This window comes from Streptomyces sp. NPDC091209 (assembly GCF_044757755.1).
GTDB lineage: Bacteria > Actinomycetota > Actinomycetes > Streptomycetales > Streptomycetaceae > Streptomyces.
Genome location: NZ_JBIVVR010000011.1, coordinates 211311 through 233409 on the forward strand (window position 1 = coordinate 211311; position 22099 = coordinate 233409).

A 22099-nucleotide genomic window follows, 5' to 3' on the forward strand; every position below is an offset into this window, starting at 1 on the left:
GTGCCCGAGTTCTCCGCGCGTTCGCCAGAGGCCGGACACGTGTAACCCACCGTGACGCGCGAGACACTCTCCGGATGATGTTGAAAGTTGAACGGAATAGGTCTACGGTTGCCCTTGTTGAGCTCGTTGAACGTTAAACAGAATGACGCCGTGGCCCCTCCGGGAACCGCGGCCCGTCCCCAAAGGAGCACGTCATGGGCATCTTCGGCCGCAAGACCACCGACACCGCCGAGTCCGCGGGCACCGCGACGGCCACCGCCGTCAGCCCGGACCTGGCCGCGCTGACCGGCGACTACACCATCGACCCGGCCCACTCGACGCTCGGCTTCGTCGCCCGGCACGCGATGGTGACCAACGTCAAGGGCAAGTTCAACGACTTCGAGGGCACGCTGCACCTGGACGGCGGCGACCCGGCCAAGTCGACGGCGACCCTCGACGTCAAGATGGACAGCATCGACACCGGGTCCGCGGACCGCGACGGTCACCTCAAGAGCGCCGACTTCTTCAAGATCGACGAGTTCCCGGCGATGACCTTCCGCTCCACCAAGGCGGAGGCCCTGGGCGGCGACGACTACCGGATCACCGGCGACCTGGAGATCCTCGGCACCACCCGCGAGATCGCCATCGACCTGGAGTTCAACGGTTCCGCGAAGGACCCGTTCGGCAACGAGCGCGTTGGCTTCGAGGGCAAGGCCGAGATCCTGCGCTCCGACTGGGGCCTCACCTGGAACGCGGCCCTGGAGACCGGCGGCGTCCTCGTCTCCGACAAGATCAAGCTGAACTTCGACATCTCGGCGATCAAGAACGCCGGCTGAGTCACCGGCTTCCGCCGGGCCGCGTCGGCCGGCACCGGCCGACCCGTTCGCCGCGGCGGCACCCCGAGCGCGCCCGCCCGCCCTCCCCGTACGGAGAGGGCGGGCGCTCCCATGTCCGCACGCGGCCACTTCTCCCGCCCGGCCGCTCCAGGGCGGACGGCGGGCGCCGGGGGCCGGGGGCCGGGCAGCGGAGGCCGGGGGCCGGGCAGCGTCACGGCAGGCGAGCGGTGGCGGGTGGCGTCACGACTGACGCTGGGCGGCAGTCGGCGGGCGGCGCGGCAGACGCTGGGCGGCTGTCGGCTTCACGGCAGGCACCGGGCGGCGTCACGGCAGGCGAGCGGTGGCGGGCGGCCGGCAGGGCACGCCCGTGCGCGGCGCCCCTCAGAAGCCGCCGCCGAAGTCTCCCCCGCCACCGAAGTCGCCTCCCCCGCCACCCCCGAAGCCGCCGCCGAAGTCGCCGGGGTCGAAGTCGGCACCGGAGACGTCGCCGCCGTCGTATCCACCGCCGAAGTCTCCGTAACCGGTGCCGTAGGCGGCCCCGTACCCGGGGCTGGCCATCATGCTGCCGAGCACGGTCCCGACGAGGAGGCCCGGCAGCACGCCGCCGCCGAAGTAGCCGCCCGCCCAGGGACCGTACGCCGGGCCCGCGTCCCAGTACGGGCGGCGTCCGAGGTCGGTCTCGACCTCGCGGATCGCCGGGTCCTCGCCGTCGACGAGGCGGATCCAGTCCGCTTTGCAGACCGGCACCTCGCGGGGCGCGCCCCCGGCCGGTGTCCAGGCCGCGTCGGCGACGGACGGGCCGTGCCGGGGGTCGAAGAAGCAGGGTGCCCGGCGTTCGGGGACCGGGCGGCCCTCGCGGCGCGCGGCGAGCACGGCGAGCGAGAAGCGGCCCTCCTCCAGGGACCGGGTGACGGCGCGTACGTCCTCGGGGCGCTGGGCCTTGGCCATGAAGGACTTCGCCTGTTCGTAGGCGTCCAGACCGCGTTCGTAGTCCGCGCGCATCGCGTCGTCGGCGCCCGCCTCCGCGGGGTGGAAGTCGAGCCGGTCCAGTTCCTCGCCGAAGGCGGTGATGTCCTCGTCCACGACCACGCGGAGCCTGTCGAGCGCCGCCCGCTGTTCGTCCTCCTTGCGGCGCCGCTTGCGCCGCACGACCGTGTAGGCGCCCGCGCCGCCGACGATGGCCACCGCGCCGACCGCGATCAGCGCTCCCGCCGAGACGCCTGTGCCGTTCGCGCCGCCGCCCCAGCTCGCGGGGGCCGAACCGTGGATGTTGGCGAGCGCGCGGTCGGTGAATTCGTTGAGCTGGGCGTTCGCGTCCGACACGCCCTGGACGCTGGTGACCAGGTTCTGCACGGCGGAGCGGGACATCACCGAGGAGTCCGCGCGGGCGTCGAAGCGGTCGCCGAGCCTGATCGCGTAGAGACCGGTGATGCCGGTGGCGGTGCGCAGGTTCTGGAAGAGGTTCTGAGTGGGGTAGTTCGCGGGGAGCACGGCGACGAACACCGGCTTGTCCGCCTTCTTGATCTTGGCGGCGAGAGCGTCGGCCTCCGACGAGGAGAGCTGGGCGGAGGCCGCCGGGTCCACATAGACAGGGCCCTTGCGGAGGGCCGCCGCCACGGTGGAGACGTCGGTGGCCGCGTGCGCCGGGGGCGCCGGGAACCACACCATCGCCAGGGCCGCGAGTGTCAGTGCGACCAACAGGCCTGGAAGTCCTCGGGTGCGTGCGGCCCTCATGCCTTTGAAGCTACCCGAACCAGAGCAAAACTGGACATCGGGAGGGTGGCGTCCCGCTCCGGCCGGGGCCCGGCCCGACCGCTCGGCGCGGGGCCTGCCCGTCGGGGCGCACACCATCGGGCCGACACCCCGCAACGATCCGATTCCACCATCCGGAATCGTGACCTCCGTCACAGCGATTTCTGGCATGGACCTGATGAAGTAACCGGATGGTCGGACTCATCCTTCGCGTTCTCCCGTTCTGGGTTCGCGAGCCGCTGCTCATCGTCGTCGGCTTCCCCTTCAGCGGCGCTCTCTTCTATGGCGCGGCGCGGGACGGGTCGGCCTTCGCCGCGCTCCTCGGTGTCGTGATGCTCCTGGTCAGCGTGTTCCGCGTGTACGTCGTGGTCAAGGCGCTGCAGGCCCGCAAACTGGCCAAGGAACTCCGGAGCGCCGCGGCGACGGCACCCGCCGCGGCGGCCGAACCGACGGCACCGACGGCACCGACGGCACCGTAAAAAAACATGGCCCGGAACGCGGGCCGGCCGGGGCTGATGTCCAGCCCCGGCCGGCCCTCCACGCGTTTTCTCACCCCGCTCGGTACGCCTCCGTCAGCTTGGCCACCGCCTCGGCGTAGTGGCCCGTCAGCAGGAGATGGTCCGCGTCCGCGAAGGGTCCCGCGTTCGCAGCGGTGATCGAGGAGCCGATCTTCCGCTGGACGAGCAGGCGGGCCTTCGTCACGGCCGTCCGGGCGATCCCGTCGGCACCGTGCCGCTCCGCAGCCGACGCCACCAGGGCGAGCGTCCGCAGGGCGGCGGTGCCGCCGCCCGGTACGTCCGTGAGCGTCGTGAGACCCCAGCCGTACGGGAACTGCGGGTCGTAGGGGGTGTCACCGACGTTGATCGGCAACTGGGCCTCCGACTTCGGCCAGGTGACCGGGAGCTGCCCGGTGAAGGCGCGCTTTCCGTAGAGGACGTCCGCGACACCGTCGCCCTCGGTGCCCGGCAGCCAGGAGGCGACGAGGGCGTCGACGGCGCCGAGCCGGTCGCCGATGAGCTGCGGGCGGCCCGAGACGATCAGCACCGCGCACTTCATGGCCGCGCACACCTTGTCGACGGCGGCCTTGTCGGCGGCGGTCAGCTCCAGGTCGTTGCCGTTGCCGACATCGCCGACGCCCTCCGCGTACGGGGTCTCGCCGACGACGACCACACCGACGTCGTAACCGCCGGTCGGCGCCGAGGCGTCCTTGGAGTAGGTGACGTCACCGCCGGCGTTCCGCATGCCCTGGAGGATCGTGGTGCCCTTGGTGTTGTTGCCGGACGAGCCCTGCCAGGTGAGGGTCCAGCCGCCGGTCTGGTTGCCGAGGTCATCGGCGTTCGAACCGGCGACGTACACCTTCTGGGACTTCTTCAGCGGCAGTACGCCGTCCGCGTTCTTCAGCAGGACCTGGGACTCGGCGGCCGCCTGCCGGGCCACGGCCCGGTGCGCGGTGGAGCCGATCTTCGACGCACCGCTCGTGTCCGCGTAGGGCTTCTCGAAGAGGCCCAGCTTGAACTTCTGGGTCAGGATGCGCGACACGGCGTCGTCGATCCGCCGCTCGCTGACGCGCCCGGCGTTCGCCTCGGCCATGAGCGTCGTGCGGAAGTCCTTGTACGAGTACGGCACCATCATCATGTCGACGCCCGCGTTGACCGACGTGCGGACGTGCGAGGCGTAGTCGCCGGGGAGCTGGTCGATGGCGTTCCAGTCGCTGATGACGAAGCCGTCGAAGCCCATCCGGCCCTTGAGCACGCCGTTGATCATGTCGGCGCGGGCGTGCATCTTCACCGGGCCCTGGCCGTCGCCGATGATGTCGAGCGAGGAGTAGGACGGCATGACCGAGCCGATACCGCGGTCGACCGCTGTCTGGAAGGGCGCCAGGTGCACGGCCTCCAGCTGCTGCCGGGTGACCTTGGTGACGCCCTGGTCGAGCGTGTACGAGCCCGTCGTGGACGTGCCGTACCCGGTGCCGCCGTCGCCGACGAAGTGCTTGGCGGTGGCGAGGACCTTGTCGTCGTCCTTCAAGTCCTTGCCGTTGCGGGCGCCTTGGAGGCCCTGGACGATCGTCTCCATGGACTGGACGAGCGCCGGGTCCTCGCCGAAGGACTCGTAGGAGCGGCCCCAGCGTTCGTCGCGGGACACGCACAGGCAGGGGGCGAAGTCCCAGGGGATGCCGGTGGCACGGACCTCGGACGCGGTCACCGCGCCTGTCTTCTCTGCCAGTCGGGGATCACGGGTGGCGCCGATGCCGATGTTGTGGGGCATGATCGTCGCGCCGGCCAGGTTGTTGTGGCCGTGCACCGCGTCCACGCCGTAGATCAGCGGGATCTGGAACCGGGTGGCCTGCGCCCTGAGTTGGTAGCCGTCGACCATCTTCGCCCAGGCTTCCGGGGTGTTGGGGGTCGGCGTGGAGCCGCCGCCGGAGAGCAGCGACCCGAGGTCGTAGGAGGCGATGTCGCCGCCCGCGCCGATCGCGCCGCGCTCGGCCTGGGTCATCTGTCCGGCCTTCTCCTCCAGGGACATCCGGGAGACGAGGTCGGCGACCCGTTTCTTCACGGGCAGTTTCGGGTCCAGGTACGGGAGTCCGTGGGCGTCGATGACGACCTGCGGGGTCTCGGCGGGGGCCTTGGCGCCGGTCACCGTGAGCTTGAGGGGGATCGTCTCGGCCGCCTCGGCGGACCGGTCGCGCAGGGTCGGGACCTTGATGGTGCGGCTCGTGCCGGACGTCGTGCCCGCCGGGAAGGTGACCTCGCCCTTGACCTGGGTGTAGTCCTTGCCCGGCTCGGCGGTGCCGCCCGCGCTCTCGTACCCGACGGTCACGGGCTCGTCGATCGGGGCGGAGCCGGTGGTGGCGACGGAGACCTTCACGGTGGCGGTGCCGCCCTCCCGGACCGGGTAGACGGCGGCGTCGGTGGTGACGGAGGCCCGCAGGGACTGGTCGGCCTTGCCGTACAACTCGACGTCGTCCATGGCGAACTGCCCCTGGACGCCGACCGGGAGGGTGACGGCGTACCCCCACATCTGCGTCAGGCCGAGGACCTGGTCGATACCGCCGACCGGCTGGTAGTCCGTGCGATAAGTGAAGTCGGTGAACGGGATCTCGATCTGTTTCCAGCCGGTGAAGTCATCGGTGAAGGAGGTCGTCCACAGCTCGGAGGCCTCGCCGTTGGCGCCGCCGTCCTTGATCTCGAAGGCGACCTTCTTGGCGTTGTCCCGGCCGTCCCACCAGAAGCGGACGCCCTTGTGCGCCGACCAGTCGTGGGCCGGCTGTCCGGCGGCGAAGTCGTGGGTGAACCCGCCGTAGCCGCTGATGTCGTAGTCGCCGGTGAGGACCTTGGCGCCCTCGGGCGCGTCGGACCGCGCGGTCAGGGCGAGTTTCGGCGGGTCGTCGCTGTCGCCGCCCCAGGTGAAGATGCCGTCGGCGGGCTGGCTCGCGAAGGGCACCTCGCCCTCGAAGCGGTCGACCGGCACGGGCGCCGGATCATCGGCCGCCGCCGCTCCCGCCGAAGCGAGCGGAAGCAGTCCGGCGATCAGCGCGGCACCGGCCAGCAGAGCGGTTCTTCGTACGGAGTTCCGATCGAGCCCGGTCAATGGGGTCCCCCCTCGACTCTCACGTTCTTCTGACGACGTGCTTCTCCTGATGACGTGCTTCTTGACCACGTGCTTCTCGCGATCACTCGCTCTTCTTACGACTTAGATCACGGCGTGAGTTAACTGACGTCCCGGCAACCCGTCAAGACTTCACGTCAGAACCGGTACACACTCAAGTCACGTCTGGATCAGGGCAGTTGTTCCTTCAAAATATGAACGCGCAACCCCTTGACGCGGGCTCCCAGCCGTCATTTACTCACGCCTCGCACGCCCCCCACCCCCCACCCCAGAAGGGCGGCGCTCCATGAGGAGATCCACCAGAAGATCCACCCGGGCGGGCCGGCTGATCGTCGCCGGGCTGCTGGCCACCGCGGGATTCACGGCGGCCGCGCCCGCGCACGCCGCGGGCGAGCAGGTCACGGCCTATCTGACGACCACGGACGACGACGGCGGACGCCATGTCGTGCGGGGGCTCCAGGCCCAGGCGCCGTTCGCCTTCCAGTCGGGCAGCGGCGGCGGCGGCGAGAACATCACCGTCGACGAGAACACCCGGTACCAGACCTTCACCGGCGGGGGCGCCTCCTTCACCGACACCGCGGCCTGGCTGATGAACAGCAGCGGCGCGCTGTCGCAGAGCACCCGAGACGCGACGATGCGCAAGCTGTTCTCGCCGACGGACGGGATCGGGCTGTCCTTCCTGCGCAACCCGATGGGCGCCTCGGACCTCGCGCGCTACGGCTACACCTACGACGACGTGCCGGCCGGGCAGAGCGACCCGAACCTGGCGCAGTTCTCCGTCGCGCACGACCTGGCCGACGTGGTACCGCTGACCAAGCAGGCGCTGCAGCTCGATCCCGCCCTGACGGTGATGGCCTCGCCGTGGACGGCACCGGCCTGGATGAAGGACAGCGGCTCGCTGAACGGCGGCTGGCTCAAGTCCGAGGACTACGGCGCGTACGCCTCGTACTTCGTCAAGTACCTTCAGGCGTACAAGGATCAGGGCGTTCCCGTGTCGTACGTGACCGCCCAGAACGAGCCGACGTGCTGCTCCGGCTATCCGTCGATGAGCTGGAACGCCTCGGGCCTCGCCTACTTCACGAAGAGCGAGCTGCTGCCGAAGCTCAACGCGTCCGGTCTGTCGACGAAGGTGCTGGCGCACGACTGGAACTGGGACGTGTACGACTCCTACGCCGCCCAGACCGTCGACGACGCGGCGGTCCGCTCGAACCCCAACTTCGGCGGGATCGCCTGGCACGGATACGGCGGTGACGTCACCAAGCAGACCACCGTCCACAACCAGTACCCCACCGTGGACGCGTTCGGCACCGAGCACTCCGGCGGCACCTGGATCGCCAACCAGCAGCGCGAGGACATGCTCAACATCGTCGACTACACCCGCAACTGGGCGAAGTCGGTGACCAAGTGGTCGCTCGCCGTGGACCAGAACAAGGGCCCGCACAACGGGGGTTGCGGCACCTGCACCGGGCTGATCACCGTGCACAACGGGGACGGGGCGAGCGGGACCGTCGACTACACGGTCGAGTACTACACGATGGGCCATCTGACGAAGTTCGTGCGGCCCGGGGCGCAGCGGATCGCCTCCACGGCGTCCTCGGCGGTCCCGAACGTCGCCTGGCGCAACCCGGACGGTTCGAAGGCGCTGATCGCCTACAACGACGGCTCGGCCGCCAAGTCGGTCACCATCAACTGGGGTGGCCAGCACGCGACGTATTCACTGCCGGGCAAGACCTCGGCGACGTTCACCTGGAACGGGACACAGTCGGGCGGGGGCAGCGGGTCGGGGGCGTTCGTCGGTCTGGCAGCCAAGTGCCTGGACGTGGCGGGCGGTTCGAGCGCCAACGGCACGGCGGTGCAACTCTACGACTGCAACGGGTCCGCCGCGCAGTCCTGGACCGTGCAGGCCGACGGATCGGTGCGCTCGCTCGGCAAGTGCCTCGACGTCACCTCGGGGTCGACGGCCGACGGCGCGAAGGTGCAGCTGTACGACTGCAATGGAACCGCCGCCCAGCAGTGGTCGTACAACTCCGCGACCGGTGATGTGGTGAATACCGCGGCCAACAAGTGCCTGGACGTCACGGACAACTCGTCGGCGAACGGCGCGCGGGCACAGATCTGGTCGTGCACGGGAGCCGCCAACCAGAAGTGGCACTTGCAGTAGCCGTCCGGTACGACGGGTACGCCCGGCCCGCCGGGCGGCCGAAGCGTGGTGAACGCCGGAGAGGCGCGGTTCTCGGCCCTCCGGCGTTTCGCGCATCCGCCGCCTGGAGCGTTCGGGCACGCGCCCCTCCGGCGTGGGGCACGCGCCCTCCCGCGTTCGCGGACGGTTACGACGCGGGTTCCACCCCCGCGCGCAGCAGTCCGTAGGTGTACGCGTCCTCCAGGGCCTGCCAGGACGCGGCGATGACGTTCTCCGCGACGCCGACCGTGGACCACTCCCCCGTGCCGTCGGACGTGGAGATGAGGACGCGGGTGGTGGAGGACGTGCCGTGCTTGCCCTCCAGGATGCGGACCTTGTAGTCGACCAGTTCCAGCTTGGCGAGCTGGGGGTAGAGCGTCTCCAGGGCGACGCGCAGGGCACGGTCGAGGGCGTTGACGGGGCCGTTGCCCTCGGCGGTGGCGACGATGCGCTCGCCCTTGGCGAAGAGCTTGACCGTGGCCTCGTTGGCGTGGCTGCCGTCGGGGCGGTCCTCGACGATGGCCCGCCAGGACTCGACCTCGAAGTACGTGCGTGCCTTGCCCTCGGCCTCGGCGCGCAGCAGGAGTTCGAAGCTCGCGTCGGCCGCCTCGTACGTGTAGCCCTTGAGCTCGCGTTCCTTGACCCGCTCGACGACCCGGCCGACCAGTTCGCGGTCGTCGCTGATGTCGACGCCCAGTTCCTTGCCCTTGAGCTCGATGGAGGCGCGGCCGGCCATGTCGGAGACCAGCATCCGCATGGTGTTGCCGACCTGCTCGGGGTCGATGTGCTGGTACAGGTCCGGGTCGACCTTGATCGCCGAGGCATGCAGGCCCGCCTTGTGGGCGAACGCGGAAACACCCACATAGGGCTGGTGGGTGGAGGGCGTCAGGTTGACGACCTCGGCGATGGCGTGCGAGATCCGGGTCATCTCGCGGAGCTTGCCCTCGGGCAGCACCTTCTTGCCGTACTTCAGCTCCAGGGCGGCGACGACCGGGAACAGGTTGGAGTTGCCCACGCGCTCGCCGTAGCCGTTGGCGGTGCACTGGACGTGGGTGGCGCCCGCGTCGACGGCCGCCAGGGTGTTGGCGACGGCGCAGCCGGTGTCGTCCTGGGCGTGGATGCCGAGCCGGGCGCCGGTGTCCGCGAGGACGGTGGCGACCACGGCCTGGATCTGCGCCGGGAGCATGCCGCCGTTGGTGTCGCACAGGACGACGACGGAGGCGCCGGCCTCGTGCGCGGCGCGCACCACGGCCTTCGCGTACTCGGGGTTGGCGCGGTAGCCGTCGAAGAAGTGCTCGCAGTCGACGAAGACCCGGCGGCCCTGGGCGACCAGGTGGGAGACGGTGTCGCGCACCATCTCCAGGTTCTCCTCCAGCGTGGTGCGCAGCGCGAGCTCGACGTGCCGGTCGTGGGACTTGGCGACCAGGGTGATCACCGGAGCCCCCGAGGCCAGGAGTGCCTTGACCTGGGGGTCCTCCGAGGCCTTGGCACCGGCCCGGCGGGTCGCTCCGAAGGCCACGAGTTGGGCGTGCTGGAAGTCGATCTCTGCCTGGGCGCGGACGAAGAACTCGGTGTCGCGGGGGTTGGCGCCGGGCCAGCCGCCCTCGATGAAGCCCACCCCGAAGTCGTCCAGGTGCCGCGTGATGGCCAGCTTGTCCGCCACGGTGAGGTTGATGCCCTCGCGCTGCGCGCCGTCGCGCAGCGTCGTGTCGAAGACGTGGAAGGAATCGTCGACTTCGCTGGTTTCCGTCATGGTCTCAAGGCTCCTGTATTGAAACTCGGTCTACCGGAATGACCGGCTCCACCGTCCCCCAATGATCCCTCGCGCTGCGCTCCCGGCTGAAGGTGGGCCAGAAATGCGAAAAACCCCTCGCGGGTGCGAGAGGTCTGCGCGCGGGTCGAGGACGACGGTGTCCGCCCGTACCTGGTCGTACGTGGCGGTCACTGCGGACCGGCGCGCCTGCTGCCAATAATCGTGGCGAACGAGAGCACGGGGGCAGTCTGGCACATACCACCCCCGTGATCACAGGGTGTCTCAGGATGCGAGCACTGGGCTACGGGACAGCGTGGACGTACGACGAACACGTCGGCGACGCCGTCGGTGTCGCCGGGTACCAGATCCTCGGCGGTGGAGGCGAGGTCGACGGCTCGGCCGTTCCGGGTCGCCGCGCCCGGCAGGGCGGTCGCCCCCGCCGGTCCGGCCCAGACGTCCGGCCGACCGTCCGCGAACGCCGTTCAGCCCAGCGACTCGTCGAGGAACTCCCGTACGTGGGACAGGACTTGGTCCCGTCCGGTGCCGCGCAGGCCGATCGCCACATGAATGGAGAAGCCGTCGAGCAGGGCGCGCAGCCGGGAGCCGAAGCGGTCCGGGTCGACGGCGCGGAACTCGCCGCGCGAGACACCCTCGGCGAGCAGCGCGACGAGGTCCCGGTGCCAGGCGCCCTCGATGGCGACCTGTCGTTCGCGGGCGTCGTCGTCCGCGTTCTGGGAGTGGTTCCAGACCTCCAGCCAGAGGGTCCAGTGCGGGTCCCGGTGGCCGTCGGGGACGTACAGCTCGACGTAGGCGTCCAGGCGCTCGCGGGCGGTTCCGTGCGCGGCGAGCAGCCGGCCGCGCTCGGCGCCGAGGCGGCCCTCGCTCCACTCCAGGGTGCGCAGCAGCAGCTCGTCCTTGGAGCGGAAGTAGTAGAGGAGATGGCCGCTGCTCATGCCGACCTCACGGCCGAGCGCCGCCATGGTGAGCTTCTCCAGACCGCGCTCGGCGATCATCTCCATGGCGACGGCGAGGACCTCCTCGCGCGGTGGCGCGTTCTTCCGCGCACCGGCCATCCGTGACTCCCGTTTTCAGACCTTCGGCTGCTGCTGGGTGATGCAGTGAATGCCACCGCCCCCCGCGAAGATCGTACGTGCGTCCACCAGTGTCACGGTCCGCTCGGGGAAGAGCCGTCGGAAGATGCCCGCCGCGATCTCGTCGCGCGGGTCGTCGAAGCCGCACAGGACGACGCCGTCGTTGCACAGGTAGTGGTTGATGTACGAGTAGTCGGCCCAGTGGCCGTCGGCCTCCAGGACGGTCGGGGCCGGCACCTCGACGACCTCGATACGGCGTCCGCGCGCGTCGGTCTGCGCCTTGAGCAGCCCGATGACCTCCCGGCTCACCTCGTGGTCGGGGTGCGCGGGGTCCTGCTGGGAGTGCGCGACGATCACGCCGGGCCGGGCGAAGGCGGCGACGATGTCGACGTGGCCGAGCGTGCCGAAGCCGTACGGGGGGTAGTCGCCGGTCAGACCGCGCGGCAGCCAGATGGCCTTCGTGGTGCCGAGCTGGGCGTGGATCTCCGCCTCGACCTGCTCGCGGGTCCAGCCGGGGTTGCGCTCGGGGCCGAGCTGCACGGTCTCGGTGAGCAGCACGGTGCCCTCGCCGTCGACGTGGATCGCGCCGCCCTCGTTGACCAGCCGCGAGGCGTACGTCTTCGCGCCGGCCAGGTCCGCGAGCTCGGCGCCGATCTTGGAGTCGTGCTCCCAGCGGGCCCAGCTCTGGGCGCCCCAGCCGTTGAACGTCCAGTCCACGGCGGCGAGTCCGCCGTGCCCGTTGGTCAGGAAGGTGGGGCCGATGTCGCGCATCCAGGCGTCGTCGAGTTCCCGCTCGACGGTGTCGACGCCGGGACCGAGGAGGTCGGCGGCGGGCCCGGACTGGCCGGGGCCGCACACGACGGTGACCGGTTCGAAGCGGCGGACCGCGCGGGCGACCGCCGCCCAGGCGGCACGCGACTCGGCGAGGTCCTCCGGGTTGTCGAAGGTGGGGTTGGGGCCCGGCCACGCCATCCAGGTGCGCTCGTGCGGGGTCCACTCGGCGGGCATACGGAAGCCGTCGGCGGCAGCAGACATGGGTGATCCTTACAGGCTGTGTCTATTACAAGAAGTACAGGCGGTTGAGGGAGACCGAGTCGGCGGGGCCGGAGCGCAGCGGGTCGCCGTCGAGGGTGACAAGGCCGGTGCGCTGGTCCACGTCGACCGCTCCGGTACGGGAGTTGAGGCGCAGGTCGGCGGGGCCGATGCCGCGGGTGCCGCGAACCGCCACGCGGCGACGGCGGGTCGGCATGCTGTCGTTGCCCTGGTCGAGCGCCGCCTGGGCCACGAAGGCCACCGAGATCTCGGCGGGCGTCGCGCCGTGCGCCCCGAACTGCGGTCCGAGGACCAGGGGTTCGCAGGTGTCGGTGGCGGCGTTGGGATCGCCGACGACTCCGTAGGCCGGGAAGCCGGACTTCAGGACGAGCTGCGGTTTGGCGCCGAAGTACTCGGGGCGCCACAGCACGATGTCGGCGAGCTTGCCCACCTCGATGGAGCCGACCTCGTGGGCGAGACCGTGCGCGATGGCCGGGTTGATGGTCAGTTTGGCCATGTAGCGCAGGACGCGTTCGTTGTCGTGGTCCTCGGGCGCGCCGAACTGGGCCTTCATCTTCCCGGCCATGGCGAAGGTGCGGCGCACGGTCTCACCGGCGCGGCCCATGCCCTGCGCGTCCGAGGAGGTGATCCCGATGGCACCCAGGTCGTGCAGCACGTCCTCGGCGCCCATGGTCCCCGCGCGGATGCGGTCGCGGGCCATGGCGGCGTCGCCGGGCAGGTCGGTCTTCAGGTCGTGGACGGAGACGATCATGCCGTAGTGCTCGGCGACCGCGTCCCGGCCGAAGGGCAGGGTCGGGTTGGTGGAGGAGCCGATGACGTTCGGCACGCCCGCCATCTTCAGCACGTTCGGGACGTGGCCGCCGCCGCAGCCCTCGATGTGGAAGGCGTGGATGGTGCGCCCTTCGAGCACCCTGAGGGTGTCCTCGACCGACAGGCACTCGTTCAACCCGTCGCTGTGCAGGGCTACTTGGACGTCGTGTTCCTCGGCGACCCGCAACGCCGTGTCCAGGGCCCGGGTGTGGGCGCCCATGTCCTCGTGGACCTTGAAGCCGCTCGCCCCGCCCTCGGCGAGCGCCTCGATCAGGGGCGCGCTGTCGGAGGACGAACCCCGGCCCAGGAAGCCGATGTTGACTGGCCAGGCGTCGAAGGCGCCGAAGGCATGGCGCAGCGCCCAGGGCGAGTTGACGCCGACGCCCCAGACCGGCCCGAACTCCTGGCCGATGATCGTCGTCACCCCGGAGGCGAGCGAGGCCTCCATGATGCGCGGCGAGAGCAGATGGACGTGGGTGTCGACGGCTCCGGCGGTGGCGATGAGTCCCTCGCCGGAGACGATGGACGTGCCGGTGCCGACGACGACGTCGACGCCGTCGAGGGTGTCGGGGTTGCCCGCCCGCCCGATCGAGCAGATCCGGCCCTCGCGGATGCCGATGGACACCTTGCGGATCCCCTGGACGGCGTCGATCACCACGACGTTGCTGATGACGACGTCACAGGTGTCCCGGACGGCGGCGGCCTTGAGGTGCAGCCCGTCGCGCGCGGTCTTGCCGAATCCGGCGAGGAACTCGTCGCCGTGCAGCTGGGAGTCGGACTCGACGCGGACGACCAGCCCCGAGTCACCGAGCCGGACCCGGTCGCCGGCCCGGGGACCGTGGGTGGCGGCGTAGGCATGGGGATCGATGCTCATCGGCCGTCTCCTTCGGCTCCGGGGCGTCTGCCGGGCCCCTCGATACCGCGGCGTCCGCCGGGTCCCTTGGCTCCGGGGCGTGCGCCGGGTCCCTCGAACCCGGGGCATGCGTCGGCTCCTTCCGCTCCGGGCTGTCCGGCGGCCCCGACAGCTCCGGCAGCCTCAGCAGCTCCGGCGGTTCCGGCGGTTCCGGCGGTTCCGGCGGCCCCGGCGGCCCCGGCGGCCCCGGCAGCTCCGGCGGTTCCGGCGGTTCCGGAGTGCCCGGCGACTCCGGCGGCCCCGGAGTGACCGGCAGCTCCGGCGGCCCCGGAGTGCCCGACAGCTCCTACGACTCCGAGATATCCGCAGGCGGCGGCCCTGCGCAGGGCCTCTTCCTTCGCTCCGGGCGCGTCCAGCGGGCCGTCGACCAGACCGGCGAAGCCGATCGCGATCCGTTCCCCGCCGATCGGCACGAAGCCGACCTCGGCGCTCTCGCCGGGGCCGAAGCGGACCGAGGACCCCGCGGGCACGGCGAGCCGCATCCCGTAGACGGCCGCCCGGTCGAAGGCGAGCCGCGGGTTGGCCTCGAAGAAGTGGAAGTGGGAGGTGACGGAGACGGGCACGCTCGCGGTGTTGGTGACCGTGAGCCGCAGGACCGCCGCGGGCTCGGTGTGCGCGGCCCCCGGCAGCAGCGCGCCCGGGGCCAGGTCGCCGAGTCCGCCGCCGATGGGGTCGGAGACGACCGCGAGGCGGGAGCCGTCGTCGAAGACGGCCTCGACGTGCACCTCGGTGACGACGTCCGCGACGCCGGGCAGCACGTCCTCGGGGCCGAGGACGGACCGGGCCGCCTCGATGGCCTCGGCCAGCCGCCTGCCGTCGCGGGCGGCCTCGCAGACGGTGTCCGCGATCAGCGCGGTGGCCTCCGGCACGTTGAGCCGCAGTCCGCGCGCCCTGCGCGCACGGGCCAGCTCGGCGGCCGAGAACAGCAGCAGTCGGTCACGTTCCGTGGGGGTCAGTCTCACGCCACGACACCTCCTCGCTTTCCTCCAGTTAGAGCATCACTCTAAACGTCGGATTCATGGAAGCGAAACATTGACGGGCAACCATCGGAGACGGCACATTGAACGCCGCTCTAACCCTTGGTGCTTCCCGCACCACGCCAGGCGGCCGTCAAAGGAGACCAGCCATGCCGATCGAACAGCGCGGAGTCGACACGATCCCGGACGAGGAACGCACCAGCGGACCCCGCGACCTCGTGTCGATCCTGCTCGGTTCCAACCTCTGCCTCGGGGTGATCATCTTCGGCTGGCTGCCGCCCTCGTTCGGGCTCGACTGGTGGTCCTCCGTGAGCTCGATCGTGGCAGGCACGGTCGTCGGGACGGCGCTCACCGCGCCGCTGGCCCTGGTCTCGCTGCGCACCGGCACGAACCTCTCCACCTCCTCCGGTGCGCAGTTCGGCGTCCGCGGACGGCTGGTCGGCTCGGTCGTCGGCCTGCTCCTGGCGCTCGGCTACACGGCGCTGACGGTGTGGATCGGCGGCGACGTGATGGTGGGCGTCCTCGGCCGTCTCTTCGGTCTGCAGGCGAACGGCCTGGCGTACGCGGTCGTGTACGCGCTGCTGGCCGCCGCCACCGTCGCGGGCGCCGTCTACGGCTACCGCGTGCTGCTCGCCATGTCCCGGGCCCTCTCGATCGGCATGACGGCCCTGCTGGTGGTCGGTGTGATCGCGTACGCCCCGCACTTCAGCACCGCGGCGCTCCCGGAGGCCGGCGGCTATCTGCTCGGCTCGTTCTGGCCCACCTGGCTGCTCGCGGCGGTGGCGGCGGGCCTGTCAGGACCGATCGCGTTCATCACCCTGCTCGGCGACTACACCCGCTACATCTCCCCCGCGCGCCACTCCTCCCGTACGGTCCTGCACGGCACCTGGCTTGGCCTGATCGCCGGCCTGCTGGTCCCGCAGCTCTTCGGCACCTTCACGGCGTACGGGGCCCGCGCGGCCCTCGACTACGCGGGCCCGCTGGTGTCCGCCTCCCCCGGCTGGTACCTGGTCCCGCTGCTGCTCGCCGCCTCCGCGGGCTCGGTGGGCAACGCCGGTCTGATGCTCTACTCGATGGGCCTCGACCTCGACGCGATCCTGCCCCGCGCCTCGCGCGCCCGTGCCACCTGCGCGGTCGCCGTCGTCGCCATGCTCTGCGTGTTCGTCGGCCACTACGCCTGGAACGCCCAGTCCGCGATGACCTCCTTCGTCCTGCTGCTGACCGCGATCGGCACCCCGTGGGCGGTCATCACGCTGATCGGCTTCGTCCGCTGCCGCGGCGTGTACGACCCCGACGCCCTCCAGGTCTTCAACCGCCGTTCCCGCGGCGGCGTCTACTGGTACCGGGCCGGCTGGAACATCCGGGCCACGGCGGCCTGGGCCCTGGGCGCCTTCGTCGGTCTGCTGGCCGTGTCCCTGCCGTCGTACGAGGGTCCGCTGCTGTCCCTGACCGGCGGGGTCGACTGCAGCTTCGTCCTGTCCGGTCTGGTCGGCGGCATCGTCTACCTGACGCTCACACCGAAGCAGGCGTCACACGGCGTCGAGTCCGGGCAGGAACCGGCTCGCGCCGAAAGCCGGCTTTAGATCGCTGAACCAGGTGGCGCACTCGTCGTACGCGGCGAAGAAGAGCCGCCCACCGGCCACCTCCGCCGTCCCGTCCACGCAGAACGTACCCGGCACGCCCTCGACCAGGGGCCTCTGGTCGAGGACCCTGCCCTCCTGGGCGCGGCTGATCAGCGGGCCGATCACGAAGACGGTGAACGCCGACGATGTCGGTGCCGAGGTTGAGGGTGAACAGCAGGTCCCCGTAACCCTGTTGGGGTGACGGGGACCTGCGGGGGCCGCGGAATGCCTAGCCCAGCGGGTGCATCCAGCCGTGCTGGTCCTCGGTGATGCCGCGCTGGATGTCGAGCAGGGCCTCGCGGAGGCGGAGGGTGACCTTGCCGGGCTCGCCGCCGGACTGGTGCCACTCGATGCCGTCGCGCTTGACATTGCCGACGGGGGTGATGACGGCGGCCGTGCCGCAGGCGAAGACCTCGGTGAGGGTGCCGTTCTCGGCGTCGGCCTGCCACTGGTCGATGGAGACGCGGCCCTCCTCGGCGGTGTAGCCGAGGTCACGGGCGACGGTCAGCAGGGAGTCACGGGTGACGCCCTCCAGGATGGAGCCGGTGAGGGACGGGGTGACGATCCTGTCGCCGTACACGAAGTACAGGTTCATGCCGCCCAGTTCCTCGATCCACTTGTGCTCGACCGCGTCGAGGTAGCAGACCTGGTCGCAGCCCTTGGCGGCGGCCTCCTTCTGGGCGAGGAGCGAGGCGGCGTAGTTGCCGCCCGTCTTCGCGTCGCCCATGCCACCGGGAACGGCGCGGACGCGGTCCTCGGAGAGCCAGATCGACACCGGCTTCACACCGCCGGCGAAGTAGGCGCCGGCGGGCGAGGCGATGACGAGGAAGAGGTACTCGTTGGCGGGCTTCACACCGAGGCCGACCTCGGTCGCGATCATGAAGGGGCGCAGGTACAGGGACTCCTCGCCACCGTGCGCGGGAACCCAGTCCCGGTCCTGGCGGACCAGCGCGTCACAGGCCTCGATGAAGGTCTCCACCGGCAGCTCCGGCATGCCGAGCCGGCGGGCGGAGGCCTGGAAACGCTTGGCGTTCTTGTCGGGACGGAAGGTGGCGACGGAGCCGTCGGGCCGGCGGTAGGCCTTGAGGCCCTCGAAGATCTCCTGCGCGTAGTGCAGGGTCATGTTCGCCGGGTCGAGGGACAGCGGTCCGTACGGAACGAGCTGGCCGTCGTGCCAGCCGCGGCCCTCGGTCCACTTGATGGTCACCATGTGATCGGTGAAGTGCCGGCCGAACCCGGGGTTGACCAGAATCGCCTCGCGCTCGGCGGCGGAGAGCGGACTGGCGGAGGGCTTGAGCTCGATCGTGGGCTGCGTCATGAGTGGTTTTGTCCTTCACCGGTTGTATGTGACGGGCCGCGCTCACGCCCGAACTGCCAGTGGCCAGTGTCAGGACGTCCGAGCATTCCCTCATTCCGCGGCTCCGCCCTCGATTATCGCGCGCGCGGAACCGTGGACGAAACGGTGTGAATACGGCCCAGGTTTGACCCAGGGATGACCCAGGGATTGATGGTGTCACCCGGCGAGGGCACAGCAAAAGCCGCCGGGTGCGGATGCGACCCGGCGGCTGCTACGGAACGTAGGCGGAGCGGCGGGTCAGCCGGCTACTCGCACGGCCAGCGCGTCGCCGATTTCCTCGGTGCTGCGGGCGGGCTTGCCGACCCGCTCGGCGAGATCGACGGAGACGGCGTCCTCGATGCGGGCGGCCTCGGCCTCGTAGCCGAGGTGGCGCAGCAGGAGGGCGACGGACAGGACGGTGGCGCTGGGGTCGGCCTTGCCCTGGCCCGCGATGTCGGGCGCCGAGCCGTGCACGGGCTCGAACATCGAGGGGAACTCGCCGCTCGGGTTGATGTTGCCGGAGGCGGCGACGCCGATGCCGCCGGAGACGGCCGCGGCGAGGTCGGTGATGATGTCGCCGAAGAGGTTGTCGGTGACGATCACGTCGAAGCGCTCGGGCTGCGTGACGAGGAAGATCGTCGCCGCGTCCACGTGGATGTAGTCGGTGGTGACCTCGGGGAACTCCTCGGCCACCTTGTTGAAGACGTTGGTCCAGAGGTGGCCCGCGAAGGTCAGCACGTTGTTCTTGTGGACCAGCGTCAGCTTCTTGCGCGGGCGGGCCTGCGCACGGGCGAACGCGTCACGGACGACCCGCTCGACACCGAACGCCGTGTTGACGGAGACCTCGGTGGCGACCTCGTGCGGGGTGCCCTTGCGGATGCTGCCGCCGTTGCCGGTGTACGGACCCTCGGTGCCCTCGCGGACCACGACGAAGTCGATCGCGGGCTGACCGGCGAGCGGGGTCTCGACGCCGGGCAGGAGCTTCGACGGACGCAGGTTGACGTGGTGGTCGAAGGCGAAGCGGAGCTTGAGCAGGAAGCCGCGCTCCAGGACACCGGACGGGACCGAGGGGTCGCCGATCGCGCCGAGCAGGATGGCGTCGTGCCCCTTCAGGGCGTCGAGGTCGGCGTCGGTGAGGGTCTCACCGGTGGCGTGGTAGCGCCGGGCGCCGAAGTCGAACTCCTTGGTCTCCAGCTTCACGTCCTGCGGAAGGACGGCGGAGAGGACTTTGAGCCCCTGGGCCACGACTTCCTGGCCGATGCCGTCACCGGGGATCACTGCGAGATCGATGCTGCGAGACATGACGGCACCGTACTCCTTGTCCCATGGGATGACACGCAATGTCCGCCATACGGACAGGCCGGTGTCGCGGCACGTCTACCCTTCGACGGGAGTTCACCCGTACGTATGAACGCCGTTGGCGCACGATGGGAACTTTCCAGACATGACCGCTCCTTCCAGGGGGACTTCCCCCGGGCTCCCCGTCCCCGATGTCGGCATCCCGCACGAGCTCGCACGCGACCTGAGCATGGCGGAGCAGTACGAGTACCTGAGGACGCGGCTCACCCGGCGCCGGGCGCTCGTGGCGGCGAGCGCGTTCGCGGGCGGCGGGCTGGTGGCCGGCTGCGCCCCGGGCACCAGCATCCCCTCCCGGCGGACGTCCGGCTCCTCGCCGAACCCTGCCACCAGCCGGGCACCCGGCTCCGCCGTCACGCCGTTCGGCCGCCATCTGGCCTTCGGCGCGGACCCGAAGACCCAGATGCGGATCTCCTGGCAGGTGCCGTTCGCGGTCAGGAAGCCGTACATCCGGGTGGGCCCGACGCCCTGGGCGCTGAGCCGCAGGATCGAGGCCGAGGTCCGCGCGCTGCACACCCCGGGTCTCGCCGGGCAGCGGGCGGCATTGGACCAGTACTACCTGCACGCGGCGCTCGACGGGCTGCGCCCCGGGACGACGTACTACTACGGCGTCGGCCACGAGGGCTTCGACCCGGCGAGCAAGGAGCGGCACGCCACGATCGGCCATTTCCGCACGGCGCCCGCGCACCCCGGGACGTTCGTGTTCACCGCTTTCGGGGACCAGGGCGTCACCCCCGACGCGCTGGCCAACGACAAGGTGCTCCTCGGCCGCGGGCCGGCCTTCCATCTGCACGCGGGCGACATCTGCTACGCGGACGGCCTCGGACTCGGCCAGACCTCGGACATCTACGACCCGGCCGCCTGGGACCTGTTCCTCCGGCAGACCGAGACGGTGGCGAAGTCGGTGCCGTGGATGGTGACGACCGGCAACCACGACATGGAGGCCTGGTACGCGCCGAACGGCTACGGCGGCCAGTCCGCGCGCTGGACGCTCCCCGGCAACGGCTTCGACGCCCGGCACGCGCCGGGGGTCTACTCGTTCGTCTACGGCAACGTCGGCATCGTCGCCCTGGACGCCAACGACGTGTCGTACGAGATCCCCGCCAACAAGGGCTACTCGGGCGGCCGGCAGACGGCCTGGCTCGACAAGCGGCTCGGGGAGCTGCGCGGGCAGGTTGATTTCGTCGTCGTCTTCTTCCACCACTGCGCCTACTCGACCTCGACGCACGCCTCCGACGGCGGTGTCCGCGACGCCTGGGTGCCGCTGTTCGCCAAGCACCAGGTGGACCTGGTGATCAACGGGCACAACCACGTGTACGAGCGCACCGACGCCATCAAGGGCGGCAAGGTGGGCAAACAGGTACCGGTGGGCGCCTCGACCGATCCGACCCGGGACGGGATCGTCTACGTCACGGCGGGCGGGGCGGGCAAGAGCCTCTACCGCTTCCCCGTCGGGGTGAAGGACAGCTACGAGGGCAAGGTCACGCGGAGCGAGTCCGTGGAGACCTTCCACTGGACGAAGTCGAAGCAGCGGAAGCCGGACACCGTGGAGTGGTCACGGGTGCGGTACACCGGCTTCTCCTTCCTCTCGGTGGAGGCGGAGGCCGGTCCCTCACCCCGGCTCAAGGTGTCGGCGCTGGCCCAGAGCGGCGAGCGCATCGACCACTTCGAGGTGCGGCGCGGGAGCTGAGCACCCGCGCGTGAGGACGTACTTCGAGGTGCGGCGCGGGGCATGACCCCGCGCCGCACCCCTTCGGGTGCGGCTCCCGGTCGAGAGGGCGGCGGGCCTCAGTGGCCCGTCGCTCCGCCGTTGTCCCTGCGGTCGAGGGCGCGCTGGAGCGCTGCGGCGGCGTTCTTGCGGTCGGACTCGCTGCTCGTGCGAGAGAGGTGACGGACTCGGCGGACGGTCGTCTCGGCCATGATGAATCGACTCCTTGCCTCCGGCGGGACCCACGCGGGCGGCCGGAAGTGCGGTGAGGGGTGTGCGAGACGCCGGAAGGGGCGGGGAGCGGTGCCGCAGGGGTTGCCTGCACGGGGCTCCGGCTCACGACCGCCATTCGCTTGGTCGAGCGAGACGTTCGGCTCCTACAAAGCTAGGCGAGGACCGGGCATCTGTCTCCACAATTACTCGGACTTCCTACTATCTGAGACGGCGGATTACGTCACACCACTCCGACCTGCGCTTTCGGTCAGAGCACGTCACCCTCCCGCCAGTCGAAGACCAGCGCGTACGCCGGGTCGAGGGGGCCCACGGCCGCGCCGGGGCGGACGAAGGTGGTGCCCTCCTCGTCGGGGAGCCGGACGGCTCCGCCCGGAGTGAGCACGCAGATGTGGCCCGGCCAGAGCCGCCAGCCCCGCACCGCGTACAGGGCGGCCCCGTCCTCGCTCGCGGAGAGAGCGCCGAGCCCGTACGCGCCCTCGATGATCCGCTCCAGCTCGCCCATCACCCGTCCGCCGAGCCCCGTGCGGCGCACGTCCTCGCGTACGCCGACCGCCTCCACGTACCCGACCCGCAGCGAGCGGCCGCGGTGCAGGACGCGCCGCTGGATCACCGAGCCGTGCGCCGCCAGACCCCGGTCGTCGTGGACCAGGACGTGCAGGCCGCCGAGTCCGTGATCCCAGTCCTCGTCCCTGAAGTCACCGTCGAAGGCGTCCTCCAACAGGGCGCGGGCGGCGCGGAGTTCGGCGGGTTCGAGATCCGCCGTATGGGCGGTCCGCAGTCGGGTGGCCATGCGGCCAGTATTCACACGCGGGCCTGGAATCCCAGCCCTCCTACCTCGTCGGCCACGCGGACGACGGCCGATACGCACAGCCTTCCGGCCCCCGCATCGAT

The 22099-nt window shown here is 70.7% G+C and carries 16 protein-coding genes and 1 pseudogene; 5 read left to right on the forward strand and 12 right to left on the reverse strand.

The annotated features are described in order from the left end of the window. Nucleotides 1-194 precede the first annotated feature (194 nt). On the forward strand, nucleotides 195-815 hold the full coding sequence (locus ACIQRL_RS29835) for a YceI family protein (protein ID WP_401337303.1): 621 nt from the start codon (nucleotides 195-197) through the stop codon (nucleotides 813-815). Nucleotides 816-1196: 381 nt separating this feature from the next. Here ACIQRL_RS29835 and ACIQRL_RS29840 read toward each other — a convergent pair whose 3' ends face one another. Then, entirely contained in the window at nucleotides 1197-2549 is a 1353-nt protein-coding gene (locus ACIQRL_RS29840; protein WP_401337305.1) for a hypothetical protein, read from the reverse strand. Nucleotides 2550-2758: 209 nt separating this feature from the next. Between ACIQRL_RS29840 and ACIQRL_RS29845 the strand changes: the two genes are divergently transcribed. Beyond that, entirely contained in the window at nucleotides 2759-3046 is a 288-nt protein-coding gene (locus ACIQRL_RS29845; protein ID WP_401337307.1) for a hypothetical protein, read from the forward strand. Between the two features lie 70 nt (nucleotides 3047-3116). Here ACIQRL_RS29845 and ACIQRL_RS29850 read toward each other — a convergent pair whose 3' ends face one another. Further along, complete coding sequence (locus ACIQRL_RS29850; protein ID WP_401337309.1) at nucleotides 3117-6158, reverse strand: glycoside hydrolase family 3 protein; 3042 nt, start codon at nucleotides 6156-6158, stop codon at nucleotides 3117-3119. A 304-nt stretch (nucleotides 6159-6462) separates the two neighbouring features. Here ACIQRL_RS29850 and ACIQRL_RS29855 point away from each other — a divergent pair, with 304 nt between their 5' ends. Beyond that, entirely contained in the window at nucleotides 6463-8337 is a 1875-nt protein-coding gene (locus tag ACIQRL_RS29855; protein WP_401337311.1) for a ricin-type beta-trefoil lectin domain protein, read from the forward strand. 166 nt (nucleotides 8338-8503) lie between these two features. On the opposite strand, the gene cimA is transcribed toward ACIQRL_RS29855, so the two are convergent. The 5 genes and pseudogenes from cimA to ureA all read right to left on the reverse strand — a co-directional run. After that, the gene (cimA, locus tag ACIQRL_RS29860; RefSeq protein WP_401337313.1) at nucleotides 8504-10108 is read right to left on the reverse strand and encodes a citramalate synthase; all 1605 of its coding nucleotides are present in this window, start codon (nucleotides 10106-10108) and stop codon (nucleotides 8504-8506) included. Between the two features lie 482 nt (nucleotides 10109-10590). Beyond that, nucleotides 10591-11181: a TetR/AcrR family transcriptional regulator gene (locus tag ACIQRL_RS29865; protein ID WP_401337315.1), complete on the reverse strand. Its 591-nt coding sequence runs from the start codon at nucleotides 11179-11181 to the stop codon at nucleotides 10591-10593. Nucleotides 11182-11196: 15 nt separating this feature from the next. Then, nucleotides 11197-12234 carry an agmatine/peptidylarginine deiminase gene (locus ACIQRL_RS29870; RefSeq protein WP_401337316.1) on the reverse strand — a complete coding sequence of 346 codons (1038 nt, stop codon included), beginning with the start codon at nucleotides 12232-12234 and terminating at the stop codon, nucleotides 11197-11199. Nucleotides 12235-12259: 25 nt separating this feature from the next. Beyond that, entirely contained in the window at nucleotides 12260-13936 is a 1677-nt protein-coding gene (locus tag ACIQRL_RS29875; RefSeq protein ID WP_401337318.1) for an urease subunit alpha, read from the reverse strand. 329 nt (nucleotides 13937-14265) lie between these two features. Continuing rightward, nucleotides 14266-14937: pseudogene (gene ureA / locus ACIQRL_RS29880) on the reverse strand (urease subunit gamma); the annotation flags it as partial. A 164-nt stretch (nucleotides 14938-15101) separates the two neighbouring features. Between ureA and ACIQRL_RS29885 the strand changes: the two are divergent. Continuing rightward, on the forward strand, nucleotides 15102-16535 hold the full coding sequence (locus ACIQRL_RS29885; RefSeq protein ID WP_401337320.1) for a cytosine permease: 1434 nt from the start codon (nucleotides 15102-15104) through the stop codon (nucleotides 16533-16535). Here ACIQRL_RS29885 and ACIQRL_RS29890 read toward each other — a convergent pair. The 3 genes from ACIQRL_RS29890 to ACIQRL_RS29900 form a co-directional block, all read right to left on the reverse strand. Then, on the reverse strand, nucleotides 16482-16700 hold the full coding sequence (locus ACIQRL_RS29890; RefSeq protein WP_401337322.1) for a hypothetical protein: 219 nt from the start codon (nucleotides 16698-16700) through the stop codon (nucleotides 16482-16484). The genes ACIQRL_RS29885 and ACIQRL_RS29890 overlap by 54 nt on opposite strands. Before the next feature lie 103 nt (nucleotides 16701-16803). Then, the gene (locus ACIQRL_RS29895; protein ID WP_401337324.1) at nucleotides 16804-17892 is read right to left on the reverse strand and encodes a branched-chain amino acid aminotransferase; all 1089 of its coding nucleotides are present in this window, start codon (nucleotides 17890-17892) and stop codon (nucleotides 16804-16806) included. 276 nt (nucleotides 17893-18168) lie between these two features. After that, a complete protein-coding gene (locus ACIQRL_RS29900) occupies nucleotides 18169-19212 on the reverse strand; it encodes a 3-isopropylmalate dehydrogenase (RefSeq protein ID WP_401337325.1) in 1044 nt (347 codons plus the stop codon). Between the two features lie 142 nt (nucleotides 19213-19354). Here ACIQRL_RS29900 and ACIQRL_RS29905 point away from each other — a divergent pair, with 142 nt between their 5' ends. Then, nucleotides 19355-20956 carry a purple acid phosphatase family protein gene (locus ACIQRL_RS29905; RefSeq protein WP_401337327.1) on the forward strand — a complete coding sequence of 534 codons (1602 nt, stop codon included), beginning with the start codon at nucleotides 19355-19357 and terminating at the stop codon, nucleotides 20954-20956. Nucleotides 20957-21054: 98 nt separating this feature from the next. Here the strand turns inward: ACIQRL_RS29905 and ACIQRL_RS29910 are convergent, their stop codons facing one another. After that, a complete protein-coding gene (locus tag ACIQRL_RS29910; protein ID WP_103550476.1) occupies nucleotides 21055-21186 on the reverse strand; it encodes a hypothetical protein in 132 nt (43 codons plus the stop codon). A 269-nt stretch (nucleotides 21187-21455) separates the two neighbouring features. Continuing rightward, complete coding sequence (locus tag ACIQRL_RS29915; RefSeq protein WP_401337329.1) at nucleotides 21456-21998, reverse strand: GNAT family N-acetyltransferase; 543 nt, start codon at nucleotides 21996-21998, stop codon at nucleotides 21456-21458. Nucleotides 21999-22099 lie beyond the last annotated feature (101 nt).

What these genes read in the sequence shown, in the direction of transcription:
- cimA (WP_401337313.1), bottom strand. Translation starts at nt 10,108, where the DNA reads ATGACGGAAACCAGCGAAGTCGACGATTCCTTCCACGTCTTCGACACG.
- ACIQRL_RS29865 (WP_401337315.1), bottom strand. Translation starts at nt 11,181, where the DNA reads ATGGCCGGTGCGCGGAAGAACGCGCCACCGCGCGAGGAGGTCCTCGCC.
- ACIQRL_RS29875 (WP_401337318.1), bottom strand. Translation starts at nt 13,936, where the DNA reads ATGAGCATCGATCCCCATGCCTACGCCGCCACCCACGGTCCCCGGGCC.
- ACIQRL_RS29915 (WP_401337329.1), bottom strand. Translation starts at nt 21,998, where the DNA reads ATGGCCACCCGACTGCGGACCGCCCATACGGCGGATCTCGAACCCGCC.
- ACIQRL_RS29885 (WP_401337320.1), top strand. Translation starts at nt 15,102, where the DNA reads ATGCCGATCGAACAGCGCGGAGTCGACACGATCCCGGACGAGGAACGC.
- ACIQRL_RS29905 (WP_401337327.1), top strand. Translation starts at nt 19,355, where the DNA reads ATGACCGCTCCTTCCAGGGGGACTTCCCCCGGGCTCCCCGTCCCCGAT.
- ACIQRL_RS29845 (WP_401337307.1), top strand. Translation starts at nt 2,759, where the DNA reads ATGGTCGGACTCATCCTTCGCGTTCTCCCGTTCTGGGTTCGCGAGCCG.
- ACIQRL_RS29840 (WP_401337305.1), bottom strand. Translation starts at nt 2,549, where the DNA reads ATGAGGGCCGCACGCACCCGAGGACTTCCAGGCCTGTTGGTCGCACTG.
- ACIQRL_RS29835 (WP_401337303.1), top strand. Translation starts at nt 195, where the DNA reads ATGGGCATCTTCGGCCGCAAGACCACCGACACCGCCGAGTCCGCGGGC.
- ACIQRL_RS29870 (WP_401337316.1), bottom strand. Translation starts at nt 12,234, where the DNA reads ATGTCTGCTGCCGCCGACGGCTTCCGTATGCCCGCCGAGTGGACCCCG.
- ACIQRL_RS29910 (WP_103550476.1), bottom strand. Translation starts at nt 21,186, where the DNA reads ATGGCCGAGACGACCGTCCGCCGAGTCCGTCACCTCTCTCGCACGAGC.
- ACIQRL_RS29895 (WP_401337324.1), bottom strand. Translation starts at nt 17,892, where the DNA reads ATGACGCAGCCCACGATCGAGCTCAAGCCCTCCGCCAGTCCGCTCTCC.
- ACIQRL_RS29900 (WP_401337325.1), bottom strand. Translation starts at nt 19,212, where the DNA reads ATGTCTCGCAGCATCGATCTCGCAGTGATCCCCGGTGACGGCATCGGC.
- ACIQRL_RS29855 (WP_401337311.1), top strand. Translation starts at nt 6,463, where the DNA reads ATGAGGAGATCCACCAGAAGATCCACCCGGGCGGGCCGGCTGATCGTC.